Raw genomic sequence first — 26,283 nt, forward strand, 5'->3', positions numbered from 1 at the left:
TAACAACACAGCGATCTGTGTTGGTACGATATTCAATATTGGGAGATGTGCAAGCAAGGAACCCATGTATTATTTTCTAATTTTCGTTAAACCCTGCTTCCAATCCTGATACCATTCCCTGATATTCTGACTGACCGGAATCTCTAGATCCTGTTCCATTCTAGTCGTCAGCAGGCGATATTGCTCTTCTACACCATAATCATTATTTAACTCATCATATAACTTCATAAGGATAAAATAACTCTCTTCCTCATCAGGCAGCAGCTGCTGTATCCGGCGTGTATTCTCAATAACCTTCTCATGCAGCTCTTGTTGCTGATAATAATGGATGAGTTGTCTCATATGGAATAACCATAGATACCGCAGTCTTTCCCGTTCGGGCTCTGCCCACATATACTCATAGTTCCCAAGATACGTGCCTTTGTATAACCCTAGCACATGCTCATAAGCATCCACTGTACTGGAGTCCACACTCTTCCACTGCTTCACTTCCTGTTCCCACCGCTCACTATCTAACTGAACTTCGCCTAATTCCAGACGGTAACCTGCTTCCAGATGTCCACTCTGGATCGTCACCATATCCATATGATAGGCTTTGAGGGTTTGGCGTACATGGTACATTGCGGTATAGAGCTGATGCACCGTCTTGTCCTCTTCCAGCTCTGGCCATAACAGCTCAAGCAAGGTACTGCGATGGATAATCTGATTGCGGTGATGAAGCAAATAGGCGAAAAGCTCTTGGGCCTTACTTGTACGCCACTTAGCCGTTTGCGCCTCTTGACCAGGCATCTTGAATTGTATCTGATTAAAACAACAAATGAGAGGTGTATTCGTATCCCTGCCCTTTTGCTCCCGTTTCAAATTCAATCTTTCCCTTACCCGGCTTAACGTCTGCTGGAAACGATCCTTCTTAATCGGCTTCATCACATAGTCTAAGGCTTGTAAATCGAATGCATGCACAGCATATTGATCATGACTGGTCACAAAAATAATCTCGATATCAGGTGCTGCCTGTTGAATCTTCCTGCCCAGCTCTAGCCCATCAATCTCCGGCATGTGAATATCCAGAAACACCACATCAGGACGCTGTATCATGACCCCCGTCATTACCTCTGTTGGATCAGAGTAGGTAGCCAGAACTTCAACCCCACTGACTTCTTTCTCTAGTATTTTCTTAAGACCGATCAATGCTAAACGTTCATCGTCAACTAATATGACCTTCACAGGAGCTTCCTCCTTGATTCCGAAGTCTTGAGATACATTATTATAACACAGAAATTTACAGTTCTCTTCTTCATATTCAATCCGCTATTTTATTTTTTAACGATTACAATTGTTACTAATTACTATAGGTCAGGGTCTATAAATCTGCAACAATATCAATTAAATGATCTGTCTATGAATCCATATGAATTCACGCCAAAGAAGCTGTCCCCGGTATGCCTACCAACAACAGCTTTAAGCTTACACTATATAAATGAGGATAGAAGCCCTTCGTCCCTTATATGATTCCTCGGATCTCATCCAACGAATTCACCTTTTCCCGCTGCATCCACTGTTCAAGACCTTCTACCAATTCTGCTCCTGCCCGTAACTGAACGAAATTATAGGTTCCAATCTGAATGGCTGCCGCGCCTGCCATCGTGAACTCAATAATATCCTCGACAGAGCTAATACCGCCGATGCCGATCACTGGGATAGATACCGCCTGAGCCACTTGATGCACCATTCGTAGCGCAATCGGCTTGATCGCAGGCCCAGAGAGACCTGCGTACGTATTCTCAAATACACTCCGGCGACGACGGATATCAATTTTCATCGCTGAAAAGGTATTAATTAGAGATACACCGTCTGCACCCTCTTTCTCACACATGATCGCCATCTCTGTAATATTCTCTGCATTAGGAGATAGCTTAACGACCAGCGGGAGTGTTGTTACGTTACGCACCTGTCGCACCACTTCCCGCGCCATTTCCGTCTGAACGCCGAATTGCATCCCTCCCTGCTTGACATTAGGACAAGAGATGTTCAGCTCCAGCATATCCACTCCCCTGCGATTCATCGTACGCCGTTTCTGTGCATTTTCCGTAATCAGGGCAACAGCCTGCACATATTCCTCCAGATTGGCACCGCCTATATTCGCAATTACTGCCGTATCCCAGCGAGTCATCTCATCCAGTTCATCTTTTAGAAAGGCAACGACCCCCGGATTCTCCAGACCTACACTATTGAGCAAGCCAGACGCCGTTTCGTTGATTCGCACACCCTGATTACCGTCCTTCGGATGCAAGGTTAATCCCTTACCAACGATGCCACCCAATAGGGCAGGCGCAACATATTCCTGATATTCACGTCCAAATCCATACGTACCTGAAGCCATAATAATCGGATTTTTCATAGACACACCTGCGATATTACATGCCATGGAGATCATCCAACTCCACCTCCTCAACGGGGAATACAGGCCCTTCCTTACAGACCCTACGATTACCTGTACGGGTGCGAATTGTACAACCTAAGCACGCACCAATACCACAAGCCATATGCCGTTCCGTGGAAATGTATAAACGAGAAGATGTCCCTACCGTTTGCAGCGCAAGAGCCTGAAGCATAGGAGTCGGACCACAGGAGAACATATACTTGTAACGCGCTGGATTAACCTGTTCCACAATACTCCCACCAACCTTCACTTGCACAGAAGCTGCTACAGCCTTGAAGGCTTCAACGCCGAAGGATTGCTCCGCAAATCCTAGATACACATGTGCATGAGGGTATTGCTTGGCAGCCAGCAGTAATGGAGCCGTACCCATGCCACCTCCAATGAGAGCCAAGCTCCCCTCGACCTGTGGGAAACCATTCCCGAACGGCCCCTCCAGGTTAATCTCCTGACCAGACAATAGCCTCGATAACTGCCGTGTCCCTTCTCCAACAACGCGGTACAAAAAGGAAATGTCATGTTCCCCGATGTCATAAATGCTTATCGGCCTAGGCAACAGTGGGTAACTCATTCCGCTGCGGAGCATGTAGAATTGTCCCATCTTCCCTTTGTAATTCCCCTGTACTTTCATCACATAGATCTGCGGAGCAAGTGCTTCATTCGAAATGATCATAGCCATAGCCAATATAACCCCTCCATTAACCACTCACTATATCGCAAAAGGGTCAAAAAGTACGTGACAGGTTTCACATTATAAACCATAGATTAAGTTCTGCGGCTGGATCATCATAACGTCGATCACTCCGAACCACTGGGGGCGGGGCTTTTATGCACTATTTTTATTTTGCAAAATTTAATTGTATACTACTCTTAAGATCACACACTTAATTAGAGAATTAGAGGAGATGACTCCGCATGTCGGATGCAAATCAATCGTTTGGACAAGCTTTGGTACAATCACTCGTTGGGGAACGTGGGCATCTACCCATTGCTCGTGCTCTCCCCGACATCAGCGTGGAGCTCGCCGGACGCGTTCATGAACATATGCCGTACACAATCTATCAGCTTGTTAAACACATGCACTACTGGCAACAATTCATGTTGACACATATCGAGGGACGGAAACCACAGCTTCCTTCCCATGTTATGGAGAGCTGGCCTGAAGAGACAGGTCCGCAGGATGAAGCGACGTGGACAGCAGATATTCAGGCTTTTCTAGCTGGTATTGATCAGGCGGTAACTATTGCGAAGACAGCTCAATTAGATGACACATTGCCGTATTTCCCAGGTGAGACGATCGCTGGACTGCTGCGCAACATTGCATCTCACAACTCCTATCATTTAGGAGAGATTGTACTGTTACGCCGTTTCTACGGGGCATGGCCGCCACCTGGAGGCGGTTATCCGGCATAAGCGCGGAGCCTAGATAAACAACAATGAGCCGTAGAGGGAGCACTCGCTCCTACTACGGCTTGTTTAAGCTCTTTATTCATACTGCGCTGTACCCAAGAATCTATAGGGGCTTTCCCCGATAATCTTTTCCACAATGCTACTTAATTCATCATTCAGACAGAACTTGCCCAACAATAAAAAACCAATCCTTGCGTTGCGTTACCATCCGATCTTCCCCGCGGGTTCTTTCTACACCTCTCGATGCACAAGCCCTTGGACAAATGTCTCGAAGTTTGGCGCAAGCGTCGTCACCTTATACTGGTTGTCCTTGTCCACATGAACGACCTCGGGCTCTGCGTCATTTCCAGCTGAGCGATAATCCAGCATGACCACTCCAGACTTAGAGGCACACTCACTGAGCACCACTCCAAATTCCGGATAACCACCTTGCTCGATCAAAGCCCAGCTTCCCGCAGATCCGCACAGTGAATTTGGTTTCTCACGGCCAATTCCCAAGATCCCCTTCAACTTGATGTACTCTTCCACACCTGAATCTGTTGCACCAATAGGGAAATACCGATTGTTCGGCACGCCTCCATTATGGTTCTTCATCATCTGAACATAAGAATTTGGTAATCTGAAGACCAGTTCCTCTTCAACGGAAGCGATGAGCCCTTCACTTGGCGGATTAGAAACATATTGCTCCAAAGCCAGCTCACTATCATTCCAGAAGTGGGTCGGATCGAAGTTTTCATTAAGCTGAACTGTTGGAACTGTAGGCGCGGAGATCGTAATGTCTTCTACAGACTCCGACTCAAGTTCAGACTCATGATCAGATTCAGAATCTTCTTCAGTTTCTGTCTCCTCATCGGATTCATCACTGTCATTGTTTCGAATCCACTCCAGAAATTCTAGGGTATCCTCATCGCCAGGTTCCAGTTCATCCGATCTCTCAAAAGCTTCCTCTGCACGATCATATTGCTCTAGATAGTAATAGGCTAGACCAATCCGATAATGCCACAGTGCATCGTCTTTGCCCTCTTCGGCAACCGTCAGGAATTGTTCAACTGCCTCTTCATAACGCTCCAGATTATTCAGCGCTCTCCCCAGATGGTTAACCAACTCATAATTTCTTTCTTCCGCAGGAATCGCTTGAACTGCATCTACGATGCTCTGATATTTATCCTCTTCATGCCACTCTTCTAGCTGAACCAACAGATCGTCTCTCATGGTTATCCTCCCCGTTCATTCACGTTAAACAACTTGTTGAAAATTATACCACTTTCCAGATGCTCGTCTCCAGTTAAGCAAGAACTCATAATCCAGTTTCGTAATCCTCAATCAGATGTGACCAGTACCCTTCAACATCGTTCATTGCAATTGGATCAAGTTCTTTATATATTTCACGTAACTCATCAGCATAGTTATATGTAGTATATTGGCCTTCCTGCCTCATTTGCATCGCTACTTCGTTCCTCACGAGATGAAATAAGAAGAATGTCTTCATATCTTGGTTCAGCTTATATACATGAGGCTCGTGGAAGGAAGAGCTTGCGTACAGTCCATTACTACCTTCTTTAAGGTATAGCCCATACTCACTAAAACTATAATGGCCTATTTGGATAAAAGACTCACCATCAATGGTGCATTTCTGAAAATGGACTAAATCATAGAATACAAAAATATCGAATTGTGCGGGTATACCAATCTCGATCATAAACTCGGCATTATGACGACTCACACCTAAACTCAATAATTGGTTGTAATCATATTCGTGTAGCTGTGTGTCATAGTATTCTCGGATCTGTCGAATGTCGAAATCCATATTGAACATCCTATGACCCCCATTTTAAATTCTCGTCTGCATTATCTGATCTACCTTAACTCTTGATGGGTCGACAATAATATCTAATAGAGGAAGATCGCTAAAACCGATGAACTGGAGGTGGACTAGATTCATATATTCTTCTGGATCATGATCCATTTCCTTCAATTCTCTTTTTTCAATCTCAAGCAGCTCTGATTCACGAAGTACATTAAAGGTATTGATCTCTCTGCCCAATGAGTTATATTCGTATAACCTGGTGTAGTGAGCAATCATTATGCTCATTCTGGTCAGATCCCATCGTTGAATTACTATTTCTAGTTGTTCTTGCGATATATGTAACGATGAGATGCATGCTTCATCTAGTTGAAGATTCAGGGCTTCCATTTAATACCCCCATTTCTAATCGTGGCACATGAACCTATGACATTGAATTATTCCGACTCCGACTTCTTAATAGTTGATAACTTCCCCTGAGTCGAGCCCTTGTCCCGCGTGTAAGTAACCGTGTAGCATTGATTGATCTCGATAAGATTCCATGTATTCTCGTCGCTTATATGCAGTTTGGTCGTTTCTTGGTCGGGGTCGTCTATATTCTGAACGTCAATCCCTCATCCTTCCTTGAATATGCTCTACATCGCGTTATAGCTCACTTCACGCTCATGGATATTCTATATTTCTCAAATAACCAGGAGGTGCTCATCTCTTGGGCTGCACTTGAGCTAATCCGTACCGGAGGCTTCTGCTCCTGTAACGCATCTGATGATACCTCCGCGCATACCTTGAACCGAAGTGGCTTGGTCATTTTTTTGATGGATTGTGAAGCCTCTTCAAATAACGCATATGTTAACGGCAGGTGCTCCCGAATATCTTCATAAATATAATAGTTTCCCCGTTCGTCCTGAAGATTAACTTGGAATCCCTTTGGCAGTGAGAGCAAGATATAAGGGAATTCATCCTCTGCCCATTGATCCTGAACTGGGAAACTATGTCCTTCATTTTTCATAAAAAATCCAGAGATTCGTTGATCCAGATTACACGCAACAGAATACACCCAATGAGGGTGGTAGTTAGGCTTCTCTTGTGCTGTGAAATACTGAAAATATGTTTCATAAGCTTCACACACTTGATCTAGATTATGCGTGGTGGCAGCATAATTCGAAAGAGTAAACCGACATTCCTTCTGTTGAAAGAGTTCCAACATACTTCTCATTTCTTCTGGCGTCACTAGAAACTTAAGTTTATAGAAACCACTATTCTTCATCGATTCAGGTGCCCCCTGTGTAGAACGTGTCTCAACACCTGCGTCTTTTGCAGTTTTCAGACACGCCCTAGATTGGTTTTGCGCGATAACGTCATTCAGCCAACATATAAACGAATCTCACACCCATTCTACACATGGAACCTCTTCTCCTGCTCATGTACACATGGGCAACAAACGATCTCATCTCTTCTGCACAGGTATCCAAATCTCACTCTTATACTGCGGATCAGTGACATCCTTATGCTCGTTCCAAAGTATTTCCGGCCCTTCACTCAGCTCATAATTAGATGAAGGGAACCACTCTGCATAGATCCGTCCCCAAATCTCCTGAAGTGTGCTTGGAAATGGGCCAACAGCGGTAAATATAGCCCAAGTCGAGGCAGGTACCTCCAGTTGTGCCAGACCCTCTGGTGATTCTTTTGTTGTCGCTGCACCGATATAGTGATCCAACTCTCCCTGCTCCTGCATTCGATCCTCACTGAAATGAATCGAAGCGCTAATTAATCCATGGGGCTGGACGTTCGATAACCCTTTAATGGTATCAATGAGCTCCGGCGTAAGACGCTGAACCATCGCAGCAATGTGCGGATTCACACCATGGAATATGATCGGTACCCGCTCACTAATGCCTACAATTCGAAACGCTTCTTTTTCCTCAATACGGTAGTTCATTTCGCTTCCTCCTTGAATGGTTAACTGAAATGTCATCCGCGGGAAGGCTTTGATTGATGGACTGTGATCACGCACTTCGGAAGGCGTAACACCATGCATGCTATGAAAAGCTCGAGTGAATGAATCTGGCGAGGTGTAACCGTATTTCAGTGCAATATCAATGATCTTGCTATCGTTTCGACCCAGCTCCATCGCCGCTAACGTCAGTCGCCGACGTCGGATGTATTCTGAGAATGTGACACCGCTAAGAAATGAGAACATCCGTGTAAAATGATACTCTGAGCAGCAAGCAATCCGGGCAACCTCTTTCATATCTAAAGTGTTTGTCAAATTCTCTTCAATGTAATTCAGAGCTTCGTTTAAGCGCGTTAGCGAATCCATATCATCCCTCCCTCGTTATTGAAAGCATAGCAAAATCCCTCTGTTCACATCCGACTTTTCCTGCACCGTTCTGTAGGCACGATCTGATATGGTTAACCAATGAGGTGTGATACATTCTGTAAAACATCATAACTTTCAATTCTTGGGTGCGTTCTATATATAAGCATGTAAATATTTATGTAAGGAGAACGACCATTGAGAAAAAATAATGCAATAAAGTACATCTTCATCATTGTTGCTGCAGTACTTATTTCTAACGTAATTCAATTCTATGTATTTAATCAAAACAACATGGAGCAAAAGGATGACACCCTCCCACCGATCTATGAAAGTAAAGCAAACTTATACACGGATTACTCCAGTGGTGTTCAGAATATATATAGGTTTTTGGTGGATCTGAACAATGCACATACACGAAATGAAGCTCAATTCTTCTCCGATGGCTTTATATCTGGTATGAGCGCAGATCATTATACGTATCTAGAGTCGATCATACTGAAAATGGACCATGGTGAGTATACGGACGAAGTACAGCGCATTATCGAAACAAATCAGAATCTGTACCTGATGATCTACGAGTTAAGGGACTATTTCGATGTTGAAGAGAACAATGTAGACTTCCCTGCCAATTGGAACGAGGTTCATGCATTACTAGAGGAGATTACCAATCAGATCACTTCCGGCTCTTCCGAAAGTACAACCTTATACAATATCACGAGTTATCCTGAGAATTTCATTATTAAAACAGACTATGAGAAGACCATGTCATCCTTAAACGAAAATATAGCTAAAGTCATCGAACTAATTCGCTGATTATATTCACGTGGTTTTGGTTCAGTGCAATGTACTGTGTGCATCCACACCCGAGTCTGTCGCTCCAATAGGAAAACAAAGATAAATAGGGTAGCCTACACCCGGTTATGAAAACCACCGTAGGCTACCCTTTATAGCTTCCAGTACATTGAGCTTTTGACTTAATTCAGCAACTCAACACAGTCATAGACCCAACCCGCACTCAACCAGTTACCTAAGTCACTGGAACCACTAATCGGTGTAATCGTGATCGTATTGGAGCCATTTACGAAGTAAGATGCTGGAACATTCCAACTAAACGTTGTGTTGTTTCCACGATAGGTACCAATGGTGAAACTGCGAGAGTTAGGCTGTGAGGATGCGGCAGGGTTGGATAACGTATGCCCGTTAACCGTGATACTTGGTCGGCCATTATTGTATGCCGCGGTAATACCAATGTTCAGCATGTGAGAAGTGGCGGCTTGAGATGCATTCAAGTTAAACGTAATTGCAGTCGGAGAGTTTTCACCACGGAACTGAATTGCCGGGAATCGATTGGTTGCACTCCCCGTAGCGTAGGTAACTGGCCCCCAGCTAGGATTGCGACTATCGGAAGGGTGACGGATCGGAATTGTCTGTCCATTAAGGAACTCCCGTGGTGTACCATCCCAGTTACCAATCCGCCAGATGCTGGAAGCTTTACTCGGATCATTGTTAATGGTACGTGTATTCAGAGTCGTCGTTTGTCCTGCTGTGATCGTAACCGTTTCCTCATATACAGCCAGTTCTCCCTTGTAGGCTGTCATGGTATATGTTCCTGGAATCATGCCATATTTGGCAGCTGCCCCACTTGCAGACGTCCCCACCCAATACTGGGCATTGTTGTTGGCGAACCCGATGGTGTAAGCATAACCCGTATCCATTCCCGACAGACCATTCAGCACCACATTTCCTCGACTCGATACCCAGCCCTGCAGATTCAAGCCAGACATCCAGTTGAAATCAGGAACACTTGGCGTACCACCTGTTGTGAAAATCAAAGCGTATGGTCCATGCAGACCAACTCGCCAACCTTCCGTTTGTGCATGTCCGGAATTCATATAGTTATACACCTCTGTCTCTGTCCCACTTTGAAACTGAATATCACGGAAGAATGGTCCACCCGAGCTCTTTTCCCGATTGCCGTACGCCATAAATACACCAACACCATTGCCTGTAACCCCGCGCACAGATAAATCCTTGGCCTGATCATTACCATAATATTTAGAGGCACTTCGACCATTCGCGAAACCAAATACATCCTGACTTTCAATAGCTCCTGTGTTGCCTCGATTATTTGAATGCTCAGGAACTCCTGTCAAGACACTGCCATTACCGCGAAAAATGTAACGTAACTCCCCAATGGAAGGTTGAGCCGTGGTGTATGTTGCCATGTAAATAATATTCTCTCCACCACGCGAAGCATAATAGTGGGTTAGGGTGCTCGTGGATACCGTGATTAACACCGTTGATCCTGAAGGAGAGGTATTCCAAGTGACATTGGCGGAGGAGCCTAGACCCGAACCGATATGCGATCCTCTGTTGCTGTTTAGCTCCGTACCGTTCATTTTGGCTGATATGATGTCCCCATTGGTTTTGTTCACCACGTAGACTAATCCGGAACCCGTATTCACTTCAATTCTGGAGCCAGTATCATTCACATATATCGTAGCCGCCTGTCCGGTAGATGCTGGATATATACTAGCTGTAACGATTAAAGCGAGAATTAAAAACAAGCCAAGCGACTTTCTCAGGAAGCGTTTTGCCATGAGTAAATCCCCCCTTGGGCTCAATTTATAAAGCGCTTACATTATATTGTATCGAAACTTGCTATCCCGTCTCATATTGAAATAGCTTCTGTGAGCATGTCCATAATGACTGAAGTGTGATATGTGCATGTGTATGTGTATGTGTATGCATGTTGAGTAGATCCGCCAATTCATGTAACGCTTATTTCCCACCTCCTTATACCACTCCTTTGCATTCAGTAATTTTACAATTACAACAAAATAATACCATTATATTACATAAAATTGCAATGAAAATACAGCATCTATCCTTTAAAAATCTCATAAAAAGGAGCTATCTTAAAAGGTTTTCCTCTTCGCTCCAAGCGCTAACGAACCTATGGCGTCTTAACAAGCGGATTATCGACATATGCAAGATCTAACGAACCTCAGTAACTCTATCGCATCATACAACGGTATCAAAACCTCAAAAATCGACGAAATCGACGAAATAACGCCGCTGTGATTCGTTAAATTTCAGATCCGGGATAATACTAGCGAATAACGTGTGTCAGCTTCATTACATCAAAATTTGGCTAAAAGAGCTGTCCCCCGTCATATGTATGACTTATAAGGACAGCCCTTAAGATATTTCATAAGTTAGATCAGATACTCCGCCATAATCTGCTCGATATCATAAGGAGTAACGCCCTGCTCTACCGAATAGATCGTATCTGCTTCATCCATCGTATCCACCAGCTCACCGCGAGCTTTCGCATGGAGAAGGAACAGGTCATGCAGAGCTGGTTTGCGCAGCGTTGTCAGGGCTTTGCCCATCAATACCATGCCTTTCTGATTGCCTTCCACGTTGTTATACAGCTCTGGATGTCGGGTCAGGGCCAGATCTGTCCAGATCACGGTACGCTCTACCAGATCCATGATGACAGGAATCGCAATTTGCGTATCTGCGGTGACATCAATTTTGTTAGCTACAGTAGACGGTTCAAAGACTTCACCTGAGCTAGGCTTCTTCCGCATCATCCAACCTATAAAACATTCTGGCAAATCGCAGTAGGGGTGACTGGTATACGATAGCATCGTTGCCACTACATAACGCCCACCATAGTTCACAATCGACGGGATATGCAGATCAATAAATTCACATGCACCTTGTGGTGCTGTCACAATATCCCCGCTATGAACCGCTTTATACTTGGATGACCGAAGGTTGGTGTAGGAAATATGCTCCACATAGTTCCAGTTCTCGTCATACATGACGGCGGACAGATCAATATCCACACGCCCTGTCGATTGACCATTCACGACTCCTTCTCTCCACCAGTTGAAGAAACGAATCGTATCTCCCTCTCCCATTGGCACACGACTTCCGCGCACAATCGTATGCAAAGCCTTGCTCGCCGATCTCTGAGAGAAGGGCACCAGATAATTATGCAGTCTTGGATCAACATACGTCTTCCCCAGTGGAGGAAGGGTAGCAAACCGCGTTACCAATTCCTGTTCGCATACTTGCACAACATCACGGCATATCGCTTCATCGATATAAGGCAGTTCATCCGGGATAGCAACTGCTCTCGCCACATTGCCTTTAGGGAAAAAGACACGCAGATCCTGCGGTTCATTACGCTGCGCGAAGTGTTGCTTCACCTGCAACAGCACCGGCGTGGACACTTGCGGTACAACCTCACTGAATGCCAGTAGTACATACACATCATCCTCCGTTATACGTAGCAAGTGATCCAATCTTCTCGCGAATTCACCAGGACGCTGTGATAACAGGTCGATGAGACTCCACACATTCCGGTATTGAAAAGCAAGCTCTACGCTGCCGTTAAAGGTCGAATACGGTTTATTGTTACGCAAAATATCAAAAGCCTCTTGGCATCGTGGATACCGATGCTTATATTCCGAAGGATGCAGAATTTCGCCAAGGCGAATCCAGCGATCCTTATATCGCAGCATATCCTCTGTAATTGAGCCACATTGCTCTAGCAGGCTGAGCAGTAGACGTCTCTCACGCCGTTTGAATTTACGGAATGGCGAAGCCAGCGCCAGGCTCACATCCCCATCCGACCAGGCAACCGCCAGGCGGAGGACATCACTTGCCGTTTTAAAGTACAGACCGATTCGCTCCATATTCGCCTGTTCGTGCTTCAATAATGAAGCAACCACGAAGCCTACATTTTCTTTGAACGGAATTTCGGAAGGTAAAATGGCATCCACTTCACATGCATCTGCATGTTCCAGCACTGTGTCGATATCTTCCTTGTCTGTCTGCGAAATGGAACCTTTGGCTTCGATCATCTGGCGAATTAGCGTCTGGAACGCTTGCTTGGTACCAAGACCAATCACGTTCAGCTTTGTCTTCTCCATGAACGGTGATCTCTTCACGGATGGTTGATCCAGATGCTCTGCCGTTACATGGGTCAGATAGTGGATGATGGCGTTCAGATATAAATCTGCCTCATTCTCCTCCATCACTTGCAGGGGGAACCCTGGATACATCGGTTTGTACGCCACATGGACACCCACCATGACTTTTAAATCACGGATAAGCTGTGTATATAATGCTTCAAATTGCTCCTTGGACAACTGCTTCACCGCTTGAATCAACTCATTGGAGAAAGTGTATCCAAGGGCTTCTACATTCTTGAGGGCTGTTGCCAGCATCGTTTTGGATAACTGTTTCTGCCCTTCGCATTCGCTCGATTCAATTATAAGTTTGTTTGCTCTGCGCAAATAGATTGTATTGTTCATGATTAAAGAGTCCAGGAAAGCCACATCCCTAAATAACTTAAAAGGTTAGCGGTAGAAGGAAGGAATGTGATAGCCTGGACGCCTCCTCTCTGGCATAAAATCCTTCAGGAGAGCTGCGACCCTATTTTCTCATATGAATGTAGAAGGAAGGATCTCAATAGCCTGAAGGCCGAAGGTCGGAAGTTCGTAACCCGAACCTTTGGTGAACCCATCATCTCAGATTCCATGAACTCCCAACAGGGCAAAAGTATTACGACTTGAAATCAAACGCGATGAACTTGAGATGATCTTGGAATGGCAATGTGGCACTGCTTGAACAATATCAATGAGAATGCTATCGTTCCTAATAACGAACAGAATGCGCAGAGTCTACCAGAATATGTTGGTTGAACGGCAGTACAATTCCTATAGGAACCGAGGATATGATCAATGGAGATACAGCCACGAATTCAGTTACTTATTTATGAATATTTTAAAATCAAATTCAAACAGGATATGCAGCCTGCTCCGTGGGGAGCCTTCCAATACTGTTTCAATGAGGATAATTGTGCAGAATTATCGTTTATCGGTGAACCCGGGGAATCTTTTACGAGTTGGATGTACGATCTACAACCACGAGACGCCCACTATGTTGCAAGTCCAGATTGGCAGCCTGTGCTCGCCGAGAGGTTCCACCAGATGGATGTCTATGAAGAACTAATTCTGTATTATTTACTATTCACGATCAACAGCACGCTGACGGTTCGCCCGACAAATGCCTACAACGTCATGAATGATAGGATGAAAAGTTATAGCTTCTTTCAATTGTCCCACTGTAGTGTGTTGTCACGATTTAGCGAAGAACAGAAACACCAGTTACGTGACTTTTTCTTCTTTTTCTATCTGTACGCCCATCCCGTGAATGAAGACACACTCTGTGCCTGTTCATTCCGTGAGCAGCACTTAGTCCATACCCAAACGAATATCTCATTAGAGCATTATTTCTCAGCATTTCATGACCACTACAGTGAACATTGGGATCAATATGGAGATCACATCATCATTAATCCTAAAGACATCCAAGCGAGCAAACACCTCACACTAGAGCTGTTACGCATCATTGAGGGCAAGTCGTCTCCACTGCTCATGCCTTCGGAGGAAGGATTGGATGAGGTGGTAGAGCTGATTAACAACGTGGATCTGATGCTACAGCTATACGAAGACAACCCATCGGCGCTATTTGAGATCATGAGAAATTTTCTGGCTGAAGATCATTCTACGCTGTACCGCGAACATTGCTTCACTACCCTGCTCCAGAACTATGTATGTTACATTCTGCACTTCAAGTTTGATGAGATTCACTTACTGGTGAATTACTTCAGCAGCACACCGACCTGGTGCGGGATCATCATTAATAAAATGTTCACGGATACCATCTTCATCCAGAGAATCATGCGATTGAAGCAGATTGACATTAGCAACTACCCGGATGTTATTGCACACTTTGGCGAGGAAGCGAGAAGCATCTATTTATCATAGCTCGCTTAGAAGTTATATCTTCGTAATCCGTGTCTCTACAATCTGCATCTCTACAATTTGTGTCTCAAAATAAAGCAGCCTATGTATCCCATGCAGGATTTTGCAGGATCATGTCGAACTTATCTCAGCTATGAAACCGTTCATTCGTAAACTCATCCCTCGATATGTCGTCATGTCGATTCTATTCTTGTCCGCTCTACTCGGATTCCGCTGGTTATGGGCCGAGTCCTTCGCCATGCCAGAACAACCGTATCCTGAGCATGGTGTGCTGGATCTTCGCGGTTGGAATTTTGCCGAAGCTCCCATTCTTTCGCTGGACGGCGAATGGGAGTTTTATCCGAGTGAGTTCTTGGCACAGAATACGTTGCCACCGTTAGACCACTCCGCCCCAACGATTATCGTTCCGGGTGATTGGCGTAGTGTGATGCCGCATTCAGAATCCTATGGATATGGAACCTACCGGTTACGTATTCTTCTTGATCCTTCAATCAAGGAAGTCGCTCTCTGGGCGCAGAAGATTCAGGCTTCCTCCGTCGTCGAGTTTAACGGCACGGTGGTCGCTGAATATGGACATCCTGCTACCCATGCCCAAGACTATCAACCAGAAAGGACAACTTTCACTGTTGCTTATAATCTCGATGGCGCTACAGAGCTTGAGATCATCGTACGCACAGCTAACTTTGATGACCCGTTTAACGGGGGAATTATACGCTCAGTCTATTTTGGTACAGAGGAAGCTATAGCAAGTAAACACGGGCTCTCGATCGATTTACAAAAAATCACCTTTGCCGCCCTACTATTACATAGTCTATATGCAGGCTTAATGTTTTTCTTCAATCGTAAACAACGAGGGCTGCTTATTTTCTCCCTGCTGACTCTATCTGCAGCAATGACGGTGGTCTCCGATCATGATGGATTATTGTTAAGCTGGCTACCTCTCAACTTCACCTGGATGGTCAAAGCAAAGGCTCTTTCCTATCCTTTATTTGCATTTTTCTTACTGATGATGGCTCGTAGCTTCTCGAACAGCTCCCGAGCTGAAACCATGTTTTGTATATATGCTGGCTTGCTTGGAAGCTATTGTGCATTCCTATTCGTAGCTCCGGTTCACCTCATTTATTATCCGGTTGAGCTGGGCTTCTCCAATGCGCTATATCTATTTCCAATCACTTGGTCTGTCTATCTATTTGTCAAAATGGCCGCTCAAAAGCGCAGTGACGCGACCTTTCTGCTCTTCGCCGCAACATGTAGCTTATCTAGCGTGCTGTGGGGGCTCGTGAACTCGATCAGTGAGGTTACAAATGTATATTATCCAATCGATGTGCTGGCAGCGATCTTTGGGTTCTCTGCGTATTGGTTCAAGAAATACTTCCGCAACTCTTCCGAGATCGAAAGTCTCTATGAACAACTGAAAGAAGAAGATCGGCAGAAGGATCAATTTCTCGCTAATACTGCACATGAGCTGCGAACACCACTACATGGGATTATTAACATTGCAGAGAGCATCGCCGTTACTGATCAACGTTCACCCTCTAGTGACCATGTCGAAAATCTAAATCTGGTCATTACGATTGGTCGCCGGATGTCACAGTTGGTGGATGATCTGCTGGATGTTATTCGCCTGAAGGAAAATCGGATTACGCTGCATAAAAAGCCCCTTGGGCTTGCATCTGTCGTGACGGGTGTCCTCGATATGTTCAAGTTTATGGCTGAGGGCAGGCCCATTCAATTGGTGATGGACGTTCCAGATACCTTGCCCCGGTTGATGGCAGATGAGCGAAGACTGATTCAGATTCTATACAACCTGATTCACAATGCCCTGAAATTTACGGAAGAAGGTACAATAACCGTCTCAGCTAGTGAAGTTAGGGGACAGGTACTTATTCAGGTTACCGATTCGGGGATTGGCATGAGTCCAGAGACGCAAAAGCGAATATTTGATGCCTATGAACAAGGTACGCCTGAAGCTCGGGTGAGCGGTGGAATCGGTCTAGGCCTGAGCATATGCAAACAGCTCGTTGAACTACATGGTGGCGAGTTAAGTGTGCAATCCATTCTGGGGCAAGGAACCACATTCTTTATTTTGTTCCCACCAGAAAACCAGTCCTCACAACCAGCTCAACCAGCTCAGCCAGATCATACCGAGGAACCGATTACGAGCGAAAATGCTTTAATGGTAGAGCCGATACTCGTGGCACCACCTGCGCCAGAGAACACTCATCGAAGCTCGTCGTATTCTGACCAACCTATGGCTAGCATTCTTGCGGTTGATGATGATCCCGTCAATCTACGTGTTCTCCGCGCAATGCTTGCCGATGAACCTTACCATGTCCAATTAGTAGCCTCAGCGAATGAAGCGCTGCAACTACTGGATACGAAAACCTGGGATCTTCTCATTACGGATGTGATGATGCCTCAGATGTCTGGGTACGAACTGACACAGAAGGTACGAGAGCGTCTAACCGTGTCGGAGTTACCTATTCTACTTCTTACGGCACGTAATGAGCCTGCGGATATCTACACTGGATTTCTGGCAGGAGCTACCGACTATATTGCCAAGCCTGTAGATGCGGTTGAGATGAAGCACCGGATTAGATCATTAATTGTGCTCAAGCAATCGATTGATGAAAGGCTCCGTATGGAGGCTGCTTACTTACAAGCGCAGATTCAGCCTCACTTTCTATTCAATACGCTGAATTCCATTATGGTTCTGAGTGAGATTGATACAGAGCGAATGCAGAAGTTAGGGGATGCCTTTATTGAATATTTGCAGACGAGCTTCCATTTCGTAAATTCGGAGAAAATGGTTGAGATTTCACACGAGTTAGACCTTTCCCGTGCCTATCTCTATATTGAGAAGGAACGCTTCGAAGAGCGGCTGAGCGTGGTCTGGGATATTCCCGATGACTTGAACCTATTCCTGCCGCCATTAACCATTCAGCCACTTATTGAGAATGCAGTTCGACATGGAGTGTTAAGTAAAGTCGTTGGCGGAACAGTTCACATCCGGATCAGTCACGAAGCTACTGCTACGCTCATTGAGATTATGGATGATGGCGTGGGAATGCAGCCTGAACAGATCGAGCGAGCGCTGGCATGGCCTAAGCAGGGCTCAGGGCGAACCGGGGGTATTGGCCTGACCAATACACATCGTCGGTTAACTCAGATGTATGGACAAGGTCTGAGTATCGTCAGCTCACCTGGGCAGGGGACAACCGTCTCCTTCTCCATTCCTAAGCGTCTCGATGATCGTCTTAGTTAAATTGCAGAGCGTCATTAAGAGCAGCGTGCAATAGCGGAGGTAGCATCTGTTAACATAACGATCTCAACGCCAAATAGCTAAGCACGGTTTATACACCGGCTTAGCTATTTGGCTTGGGCGACAGAACAATGTATTACTTTTTAAAGATGTCCGTCAGCCTAAATATTCGTTCATGCTTTTATACGAGAAGAGCTAACTTCTCATCGGATAGACCCAGTGCCTTCGAAGTGGCCGAATGGATCTCCTGTAGCAGATCTATGTTCTCCACGAGTGACACACCATAAGAAGGAATCATCTCTTTGATCTTCGGCTCCCAATCCGTTATATGTTGCGGGAAGCATTTGGCAAGAATCTCTAGCATAACGTGAACAGCGGTAGAGGCGCCCGGCGAAGCACCAAGCAATGCCGCAATCGAGCCGTCCGCAGCTGTAACCACCTCTGTACCGAATTGAAGTGTTCCTTTGCCACCTTGAACGGTGTCTTTAATAACTTGCACACGCTGTCCAGCCCAGACCATATCCCAATCCTCGCTTTTGGCACCTGGGACAAAATCTCGCAATTCCTCCATGCGCTGCTCCTTAGATAACATGAGCTGTTGGATTAAGTACTTAGTCAACGAGATTTCTTTGACACCTGCTGCGAGCATCGTTAAGAGGTTATGCGTCTTCACGGACGTGATCAAGTCAGCATTCGAACCGGTTTTCAGGAACTTCGGTGAGAACCCTGCAAATGGTCCAAATAACAAAGACTTCTCGTTGTCGATATATCGGGTATCCAGATGCGGAACCGACATTGGCGGAGCCCCGACCGAAGCCTTGCCATACACTTTGGCATGATGCTGCTTCACGATCTCCGGATTTTTGCAGACCATGAAGAGACCACTCACCGGGAACCCGCCGATGTGTTTGCCTTCTGGAATACCTGTTTTCTGTAACAAATGCAAGCTACCGCCGCCAGCACCAATAAATACGAATTTGGCGGTATGACGCTCGGTTGCACCACTTCTTACATTTTTCACAGTAACTTCCCATGCTCCGTTACTTGTACGTTTCATATTTTTCACGCTGTGTTGATAGCGGATATCTACATTTTGATTTTTCAAATGATCGATCAGCATACGCGTTAAAGCACCAAAGTTAACATCCGTGCCAGAGTCAATCTTGGTCGCTGCAATCGGATCATTGCTAGTTCGATTCTTCATCATCAGTGGAATCCATTCCGCCAATGTTTCTTTATTATCCGAAAACTCCATACCTTCAAATAAAGGGTGGTTCGATAACGCATCAAAGCGTCGTTTCAAAAATTGGACATTGTTCTCCCCATGTACATAACTTAGATGAGGCAGCGGCATGATGAAGTCCCGCGGATTACGAATCAGATTGCTGTTGACGAGATAGGACCAAAATTGCCTTGAGATTTGAAATTGTTCATTCACCTTGATGGCTTTGCTTATATCCACAGATTTGTCTGGTCGTTCTACGGTATAGTTAAGTTCGCAGAGCGCAGAATGCCCAGTTCCGGCATTATTCCATTCGTTAGAGCTCTCTTCCCCTGCACTGGCAAGCTTCTCAAAAACTTTGATATTCCAGTCTGGTGCCAATTCTTTCAGCAAAGTTCCCAAAGTTGCACTCATAATTCCGGCACCAATCAAGATAACATCTGTACTCGTTTGTCCCTGGCTCATGTTTACCGTCCTTATATCCTATATTTGCCAAAAGGATGTAAGCGTTATCGATTTGGCATTGCAGCAAGCCCATTTTTGAACGGGATCGCACCTTCTGTTGTATGAATATAACCTGGATCTAGTGTATCAATAATATAGAGCAATTTAAATATGCAATTTCAAGATATTTGCTATTCCCTCAGTATACGCTAGTTTGCGTGCAATGGTTAGCCCGGTTATAGGGCTGAAAGATTTATTTGTTCATCGGCTATATAACTTGAACTAAAGAATATTTACACTTGCCACTCCAATGACAGAACAACCTTACAATCGCTGTTATCCCCAGATTTTCCCGTTGATCGAAAAAGAGTGCGTAAAGAGCCGCTTTCTAAACTTCACAAAGCGGCTCATCCAACCATACAACTTATTCCCATTAGACTATCTATTCTATTCAGAAGATCGAAATTAGTTCTTTCGTATACGGATGGCGCTCTTCGGCGAACAACGCATCCGCATCGAACCGATCCACGATCTGACCATCCTGCATGACCATCACCTGCTGACTCATTCGGTGTACAGCGGCCAGATCATGTGAGATGAACAGATAAGATAACCCCAGTGAGGTGCGCAGATCGGTCAGCAATTGGAGAATGGCACCTTGCGAGATGACATCTAGACTCGCTGTCGGCTCATCCAGAACAACGACGTCAGGCTCAATGCTGATGGATCGTGCAATCGTTACACGCTGACGCTGACCTCCACTCAGTTCATGGGGATAGCGTTCTGCCAGCTCTCCCGGAAGCTCTACAGCCTCAAGCAAGCGGCGGATATAAGCGTCTTTGGATGTATAAGTGAAATGGGACAGCTTGGTATTATGACCGAGCTGCTCATAAGGATCTATTAATGAATCTGCAATTTTGAGCTTCGGATTCAGAGCTGCAGATGGATTCTGGAATACGATCTGAATATTGCGGCGATAGGGGCGCAGGCGGCGTCCAGCTAACCGTGCAATATCCTGCCCACCAAGCAGAATCTTGCCATGATCTGCATCTTCTATCCGGAGCAGACAGCGGGCAAGTGTGCTTTTGCCACATCCACTCTCACCAACAAGACCCAGACATTGACCGGCTTGTATTGAAAAAGAAACGTTCTGGATTGCTGGACGTTCTGCGCCAGCATATGTGCGGCTGAGGTCTTCCACACGAAGTACGGGATCACTTGAGTTATTAGGCATGATCTTCATTCCACTCCAGCCTCCTTCAAGCCAGACTTCAACGAGCGACTCAGGACGGGAGCCGCCTCAATCAGCTTACGTGTATATTCATGCTGAGGATGATCAAGAATACGATGCTTACCACCTGACTCAACGATCTGTCCTTCCTTCATGACCGCCAAGCGATTCGCATAACGGCGAACGTGACGCCAATCATGTGTGATAAACAGAATGGCACAGCCTGTCTCTGCCTGCTTGCGGGCAAGCAACTCCAGCACGCGATGTCCAGAGACGCTGTCCAGCGCTGTTGTTGCTTCGTCTGCGATCAGCAGCCGAGGGGATAACATCAGCGATGTTGCTATGGATGCTCGCTGAAGCTGACCACCGCTCAGTTGGAATGGGTAACGGCGAAGCAACTTTGCATCCAGACCCACCGATTGCAGCGCCTCTTCCGCACGTTTCTTGCGGACAGCAGAAGATTTCTCCCCGTGCACCTTCTGGTATTCATCGAAGTGCCCACCAATGCTGCGAAAGGGCGTAAATGCCCCCTGATAATCCTGGAAAATATAAGAGATGCGGCTTCCCCGCAGGGCGCGCATCTGCTTCGGCTTCTGTTCAAGCAGATTGCTGCCTTCGAACAGAATACGCCCTGATGCGTGAAGATTGGGCGGTAGGAGCTGACCAATGGCTTGCGAGAGCAGGCTTTTGCCACTACCACTTTGTCCAACCAGAGCCATGAATTCCCCTTCGCGAACAGCGAGGGAGAAGTTGTTCACGATGGTACGATCTCGACTGGAGATGCTTAAATCCTCAATGGAGAGAATCATGACTGCACCTCCTTTTTCACATCGAACCGATCTCTTAGATAGTCGCCCAGCATGTTCGCGAGCAATACAATCGATACGATCGCAAGTCCCGGATATACCATTAACTCAGGTCGGGATTGGAAGTAAGGACGTGAGTCGTTCAGCATGGCACCCCATTCAGGTGTCGGCGGCTGTGCACCGAGTCCGATATAGGACAAGGAAGAGATCAGCAGGATGATTTTGCCCAGATCCAGACTAGCCAGTACAAGTACATGACCTGCGATATGCGGAAGCAGATGCTTCCTCATGATGCGTCCATCCGATAGACCATTGGTTTTTGCTACACGGATATAATCCTTCTGCGATTCTGATAGAACGGTACTCCGAACAAGGCGTGCGTAGCTAACCCATTTTACGATAACAATGGCCAGTACCAGATTACCGATGCCCGCACCCAGCAGTCCGCTCAATACAATCGCAACGATCGTGTCCGGAAAGGCGAGGAAAGCATCCGCAATTCGCATGAACAGCTTGTCGATCCAGCCGCGTTTGTAACCAGCGATTAGACCAAAGGGAATACCAATTAGCAGTGCTGCACCAAGAGCAAGCAGGCTATACCCAAGTGTCTGGCTGCCACCAAGCAGCAGGCGGGTCAACACATCGCGCCCAAGATGATCTGTTCCGAGCGGATGGAGCGCGCTAGCACCTTGCAATCGTCCTCGTAAATCGGTGAGGGTGTGATCATATTTTAGAACTAAAAAGGCATACAAGGAGGCCACGATGACCAGCAACACAAATAACAAGCCGATAATCGCCTGCCAGCTGTGCTTTTTGGATTTAGTGACTGGATTACGCAGGGATATCGTTTTCATCGAAGGGCCTCCTTTTCCTTGAGTTTCATTTCAGGATTCAAATAACGGTAAGATAAGTCAACGAATGTATTCACAACGAATACCACGATCGCCATGATCAAAATATAACCTTGAATCAGCGGATAGTCCCGCTGACGAATCGCATCCACCACCAGCTTACCGATGCCTGGATAAGCGAACAACACTTCAATAACCACAACCCCGCCAATCAAGCTGCCTAGGCTGACGCCAAACACGGTAATGACCGGCGGCAAGCTGTGCCGGAACGCATGAAGCAGGAAAATTCGGGCTTCGGATAACCCCCTTGCCCGGGCAGAGCGTACGAATTCTTGGCTGAGCGAGTCCAGCAAACTAGAGCGCAAAAGACGCACATAGACGCTGGAGATCGCAAGTCCCAGCGTCAGAGAGGGCAGAATTAGAGAGGTAAATCCATCTCGGCCCATCGTTGGCAGACTGCCAAAGCGTACGCCGAACATGTCAATCAGGATCAAGCCGAGCCAGAAGCTAGGTACTGCTGCGCCAACGATGGACAGCATACGGCTGACCTGATCAATCCAGCGACCCCGATGCAGTGCTGATAGAGAGCCGAGCGGTACAGCGATCAGCAGCATCACCAGCAATGCGCCAATGGTCAGCTCCGCTGTAGCCGGGATTGCACGCATTAACGTCTGCATCACCGGTTGACCTGTGGAATAGGATACACCGAAGTCGAGCCTAAAGAAATCAAGCAGCCAGTTACCAAACTGCACGGGAAGGGAGTCATTGAAGCCCATTTCCTCTCGCATCGCTTCGACCTGTTCCTGACTGACAGATAGTTCATCCACATTCAGGATCGTTAGTACCGGGTCACCGGGTGCAAGGCGGATGAACAGAAAGCTCACAAACATGATGAACAGCAGGAAGATGAATACCTCTAGAAACTTCCGCAGGACAATGCGAAACATTACATCACATCCAGCTTGTTGGTGATCATGTAATACTCACTGCGTGTTGTGACCCAGTTCTTAATCTTCTTGCCGTTATATGCCACAATCGTTCCCGGATGCAGTACAAATGAGTTCAGCACATGATCATGCACATAATTTGCCGCTTGCTCGGCAAGCTCGGCACGCTTCTCCGGGGCAACTGTGAGATTCAGCTCATCGATGATCTTCGTCAGTTCCGGCTCTTCCGATCCACTGAAGTTAAGCGCACCCTTCGGATGGTATGTAGCATTCAGGTAGTAACCGGCGTCTCCACGCGGAGCAGTTAGATTACTATACGTAGCGATATCCCAATCACGGTTGGACGCCATATAATCCTCAGGTGTATCGATCTGGCGAATTTGAACGTCAATGCCGATCTTCTTCGCATCGGATTGGAACACTTGAGCAATTAATGGTAGATCTGCACGAGCAGAGTACGTTAATAGTGTAAGTTGCAACGGTTTGCCGTCTTTGCTCATCACGCCATTCTGCAGCGTGTAGCCCGCTTCGCCCAGATATTTAATAGCAACATCCGCTCCAGACTCTGTTGTTGCATCCGTGTAGGTTGGTGCGAACGGCAGTGATGGTAGGAATGGGCCAATCGCAGGTTCACCGTAACCTAACAGGATCGTTTCCACGATACCCTGACGGTCAATAAGTGCATCTATTGCACGGCGTACATTCAGATCCTTGATGCTCTCCCGCTGCATGTTCATCGTCATCTGATGCACACGGAACGTTGAAGTGGATTCTACCTTCATACCGTCTAACGTTTGCAGTGAATCAAGACTCTCCACCTCTGGGCGATATACGATATCAACCTGTCCAGATTTCAGTGCAAGAGAGCGAGCATTCGCATCTTCATTAAACGAGAATGTCACGGAGTCGAGCGGTGAAGCACCATCCCAATATGCATCGTAACGATCTAGCTCCAGCTTACTGCCTGGCGTAAAGGAAGTGAGTTTAAACGGGCCTGTACCCATCGGCTTGTTCACAATATCCGGCTCACTCACGTCAATAATGGCCGTGTTCGGATTCACTAGCTCGGAAGCAAACTCCGGGAATGGCTGCGTTGTCGTGATCTCCAGTTTGTCGCCTTCAGCTTCGATCGTATCAATCTTGAGCGCATTCTGGATGGCTACATTTTCTTCTAACGCGCGTTCAAGCGAGGCTTTCACTGCTTTCCCCGTCATTGGCTTACCATTCTGGAACGTCACATCATCTCGCAGGTCAATCGTCCAGTGCTGACCATCTTCACTCTCCCAACTCTCCGCGAGCCATGGTGCAACTGTCAGATTCTCTTCATCCAGACGCACCAGCGTCTCCGTAATACCCGCGCGAAGCGGTACATAGCTTGAATCCACATGAGGATCCAGTGAACGGGTAGAGAAGTTATATAGGAAGTGTACGTTTTTGTCGGTGGATGATGACTGTGCAGCAGGGCTGGACTCAGATGATCCACAAGCGCTCAACAATCCAGCGCCCAAGGCCAGGGAGACTAGCACCAGCAAGGGTGACTTTATATTCAAGGTAATGCCCCTCTCTCTTAATCGTAATCATTATGATTTGTAAACAATGAGTATTATCATATCGTAATGATTACGTTTTGACAAGCGATAGTTTGGCGGTGAAATGCCAAAAAATCCGTCTCTCGAATGAGAGCGGATTCTTCATGTTTTTTGTTACATATGAGGGGTTGAAGGGTGGTTAAAAGAAGCCTATTAACGTTCAACCACAACTTGATATGAATTTAGAATATATGAAGTACCGTGTCTTCAGTAATGAAAGCATCGGGCAGAACCTTTTTGTAAATCCTTAAATCAACCCTGCCATATCCTTCTCAATAAAATCTCCATCTAGTAATTCATAAGGCCAATCATAGATATCCGGGTTCTCTCTGCAATGCGAATTAATGATAAGTTGACCGTTAGACCGGAGAATGATTACGCCAGACTCACTGTCAGTCAGTGCCATATCCCCGTTTAAACTTCCGTTTAGAGTATTAATCGCTTGAAATAGGACTTGTAATGCTTCTTCAGGTGAACGTGAAAAAACTGAAATAGTGATACAGTAGTTAATATTTAAATTAAGCTCTTCTCTCGTAAAACTCACTAATTCATCATCGTCTTGTACACTCGCCGAGAAATTAGGGTTCGTAATTGAGTAATAATCCTCTTTATATTTCATATTCGTCTCTTGAGAGAATTCTTTCAGAGAACTCAACAATAATTCTGCTAATTGTTCAGTGTCATTTTTATAAAATAGGTACAAGGATAAGTCGATACTATTCCCTCCAGAAGAGCTGATTATAATTAATACAATTCTTGGTTTCACTCATCTACAACTTAGTATATTTCTTAGCAGTAACAAGCCCTGGATACGATGTCTCTAGAGTTTCATAAGCTATGTCTATCTCATCACCGACATTCAATACAGACAGATTTACACCACTAACCCAATATACTTCGCTATATTTGTTGGATTGTATTAATTTATTAGGATCTTCCTCAAGATCGTCTGGTAGTAGATCACTAATGACAAGAATTCTATTGTTTACTTGGTCAATATCTTTTACCATTCCCTGAACTGACCTATCCTCTGAACTTGGAATACCGCACGCGCTCAATAATAACAAGGACATGAATATCAACAAAATCTTATATACTTTGCTCAAGGTTAT

22 protein-coding genes are annotated in these 26,283 nt (G+C 45.9%); 4 read left to right on the forward strand and 18 right to left on the reverse strand.

Annotated elements, in window-relative coordinates; translation table 11 throughout:
- Positions 1–69: 69 nt before the first annotated feature.
- The 3 genes from V6W81_RS28580 to V6W81_RS28590 all read right to left on the reverse strand — a co-directional run bounded on the left by V6W81_RS28580 (position 70) and on the right by V6W81_RS28590 (position 3,116).
- Positions 70–1,224: a response regulator gene (locus V6W81_RS28580; RefSeq protein ID WP_338541132.1), complete on the reverse strand. Its 1,155-nt coding sequence runs from the start codon at positions 1,222–1,224 to the stop codon at positions 70–72.
- Between the two features lie 277 nt (positions 1,225–1,501).
- Positions 1,502–2,434, reverse strand: coding sequence for a dihydroorotate dehydrogenase (locus V6W81_RS28585; RefSeq protein ID WP_056703070.1), 933 nt, complete (start codon positions 2,432–2,434; stop codon positions 1,502–1,504).
- Positions 2,415–3,116 carry a dihydroorotate dehydrogenase electron transfer subunit gene (locus V6W81_RS28590; RefSeq protein WP_338544080.1) on the reverse strand — a complete coding sequence of 234 codons (702 nt, stop codon included), beginning with the start codon at positions 3,114–3,116 and terminating at the stop codon, positions 2,415–2,417. The genes V6W81_RS28585 and V6W81_RS28590 overlap by 20 nt, the downstream gene beginning before the upstream one ends.
- Before the next feature lie 236 nt (positions 3,117–3,352).
- On the opposite strand from V6W81_RS28590, the gene V6W81_RS28595 reads away from it, so the two are divergent.
- Positions 3,353–3,850, forward strand: a complete 498-nt coding sequence (locus tag V6W81_RS28595; protein WP_338541133.1) for a DinB family protein — start codon at positions 3,353–3,355, stop codon at positions 3,848–3,850.
- A 228-nt stretch (positions 3,851–4,078) separates the two neighbouring features.
- On the opposite strand, the gene V6W81_RS28600 is transcribed toward V6W81_RS28595, so the two are convergent.
- The 5 genes from V6W81_RS28600 to V6W81_RS28620 form a co-directional block, all read right to left on the reverse strand.
- Positions 4,079–5,059, reverse strand: coding sequence for an SMI1/KNR4 family protein (locus tag V6W81_RS28600; RefSeq protein WP_338541134.1), 981 nt, complete (start codon positions 5,057–5,059; stop codon positions 4,079–4,081).
- A gap of 85 nt (positions 5,060–5,144) precedes the next feature.
- Positions 5,145–5,663 carry an SUKH-4 family immunity protein gene (locus tag V6W81_RS28605; protein WP_338541135.1) on the reverse strand — a complete coding sequence of 173 codons (519 nt, stop codon included), beginning with the start codon at positions 5,661–5,663 and terminating at the stop codon, positions 5,145–5,147.
- A gap of 15 nt (positions 5,664–5,678) precedes the next feature.
- Positions 5,679–5,939: a hypothetical protein gene (locus V6W81_RS28610; protein ID WP_338541136.1), complete on the reverse strand. Its 261-nt coding sequence runs from the start codon at positions 5,937–5,939 to the stop codon at positions 5,679–5,681.
- A 364-nt stretch (positions 5,940–6,303) separates the two neighbouring features.
- Positions 6,304–6,918: a hypothetical protein gene (locus V6W81_RS28615; protein WP_338541137.1), complete on the reverse strand. Its 615-nt coding sequence runs from the start codon at positions 6,916–6,918 to the stop codon at positions 6,304–6,306.
- 180 nt (positions 6,919–7,098) lie between these two features.
- Entirely contained in the window at positions 7,099–7,971 is an 873-nt protein-coding gene (locus tag V6W81_RS28620; RefSeq protein ID WP_338541138.1) for an AraC family transcriptional regulator, read from the reverse strand.
- 195 nt (positions 7,972–8,166) lie between these two features.
- On the opposite strand from V6W81_RS28620, the gene V6W81_RS28625 reads away from it, so the two are divergent.
- Positions 8,167–8,784: a hypothetical protein gene (locus V6W81_RS28625; protein WP_338541139.1), complete on the forward strand. Its 618-nt coding sequence runs from the start codon at positions 8,167–8,169 to the stop codon at positions 8,782–8,784.
- A gap of 161 nt (positions 8,785–8,945) precedes the next feature.
- On the opposite strand, the gene V6W81_RS28630 is transcribed toward V6W81_RS28625, so the two are convergent.
- Complete coding sequence (locus tag V6W81_RS28630; protein WP_338541140.1) at positions 8,946–10,571, reverse strand: rhamnogalacturonan lyase B N-terminal domain-containing protein; 1,626 nt, start codon at positions 10,569–10,571, stop codon at positions 8,946–8,948.
- Positions 10,572–11,189: 618 nt separating this feature from the next.
- Complete coding sequence (locus V6W81_RS28635; RefSeq protein WP_338541141.1) at positions 11,190–13,304, reverse strand: TerD family protein; 2,115 nt, start codon at positions 13,302–13,304, stop codon at positions 11,190–11,192.
- 429 nt (positions 13,305–13,733) lie between these two features.
- Here V6W81_RS28635 and V6W81_RS28640 point away from each other — a divergent pair, with 429 nt between their 5' ends.
- Together V6W81_RS28640 and V6W81_RS28645 are read left to right on the forward strand one after the other, a co-directional pair.
- Positions 13,734–14,822, forward strand: a complete 1,089-nt coding sequence (locus tag V6W81_RS28640; protein WP_338541142.1) for a hypothetical protein — start codon at positions 13,734–13,736, stop codon at positions 14,820–14,822.
- A 100-nt stretch (positions 14,823–14,922) separates the two neighbouring features.
- On the forward strand, positions 14,923–18,084 hold the full coding sequence (locus V6W81_RS28645) for a hybrid sensor histidine kinase/response regulator (RefSeq protein WP_338541143.1): 3,162 nt from the start codon (positions 14,923–14,925) through the stop codon (positions 18,082–18,084).
- Between the two features lie 178 nt (positions 18,085–18,262).
- Here V6W81_RS28645 and V6W81_RS28650 read toward each other — a convergent pair whose 3' ends face one another.
- The 8 genes from V6W81_RS28650 to V6W81_RS28685 form a co-directional block, all read right to left on the reverse strand.
- Entirely contained in the window at positions 18,263–19,768 is a 1,506-nt protein-coding gene (locus V6W81_RS28650; protein WP_338541144.1) for a malate:quinone oxidoreductase, read from the reverse strand.
- A gap of 430 nt (positions 19,769–20,198) precedes the next feature.
- Positions 20,199–20,990 (reverse strand): ABC transporter ATP-binding protein, encoded by a 792-nt coding sequence (locus V6W81_RS28655; RefSeq protein WP_338541145.1) that lies wholly within the window; start codon positions 20,988–20,990, stop codon positions 20,199–20,201.
- Entirely contained in the window at positions 20,987–21,787 is an 801-nt protein-coding gene (locus V6W81_RS28660; RefSeq protein ID WP_338541146.1) for an ABC transporter ATP-binding protein, read from the reverse strand. Before V6W81_RS28660 ends, V6W81_RS28655 begins: the two co-directional genes overlap by 4 nt.
- Positions 21,784–22,638 carry a nickel transporter permease gene (nikC, locus tag V6W81_RS28665; RefSeq protein WP_338541147.1) on the reverse strand — a complete coding sequence of 285 codons (855 nt, stop codon included), beginning with the start codon at positions 22,636–22,638 and terminating at the stop codon, positions 21,784–21,786. Before nikC ends, V6W81_RS28660 begins: the two co-directional genes overlap by 4 nt.
- On the reverse strand, positions 22,635–23,582 hold the full coding sequence (gene nikB / locus V6W81_RS28670; protein ID WP_338541148.1) for a nickel ABC transporter permease: 948 nt from the start codon (positions 23,580–23,582) through the stop codon (positions 22,635–22,637). Before nikB ends, nikC begins: the two co-directional genes overlap by 4 nt.
- Entirely contained in the window at positions 23,582–25,132 is a 1,551-nt protein-coding gene (nikA, locus tag V6W81_RS28675; protein WP_338541149.1) for a nickel ABC transporter substrate-binding protein, read from the reverse strand. Before nikA ends, nikB begins: the two co-directional genes overlap by 1 nt.
- A 286-nt stretch (positions 25,133–25,418) precedes the next feature.
- A complete protein-coding gene (locus V6W81_RS28680; protein ID WP_338541150.1) occupies positions 25,419–25,826 on the reverse strand; it encodes a hypothetical protein in 408 nt (135 codons plus the stop codon).
- Positions 25,827–25,941: 115 nt separating this feature from the next.
- The gene (locus tag V6W81_RS28685; RefSeq protein ID WP_338541151.1) at positions 25,942–26,277 is read right to left on the reverse strand and encodes a DUF3221 domain-containing protein; all 336 of its coding nucleotides are present in this window, start codon (positions 26,275–26,277) and stop codon (positions 25,942–25,944) included.
- Between the last annotated feature and the right edge of the window lie 6 nt (positions 26,278–26,283).

Source organism: Paenibacillus tundrae, from assembly GCF_036884255.1.
GTDB lineage: Bacteria > Bacillota > Bacilli > Paenibacillales > Paenibacillaceae > Paenibacillus.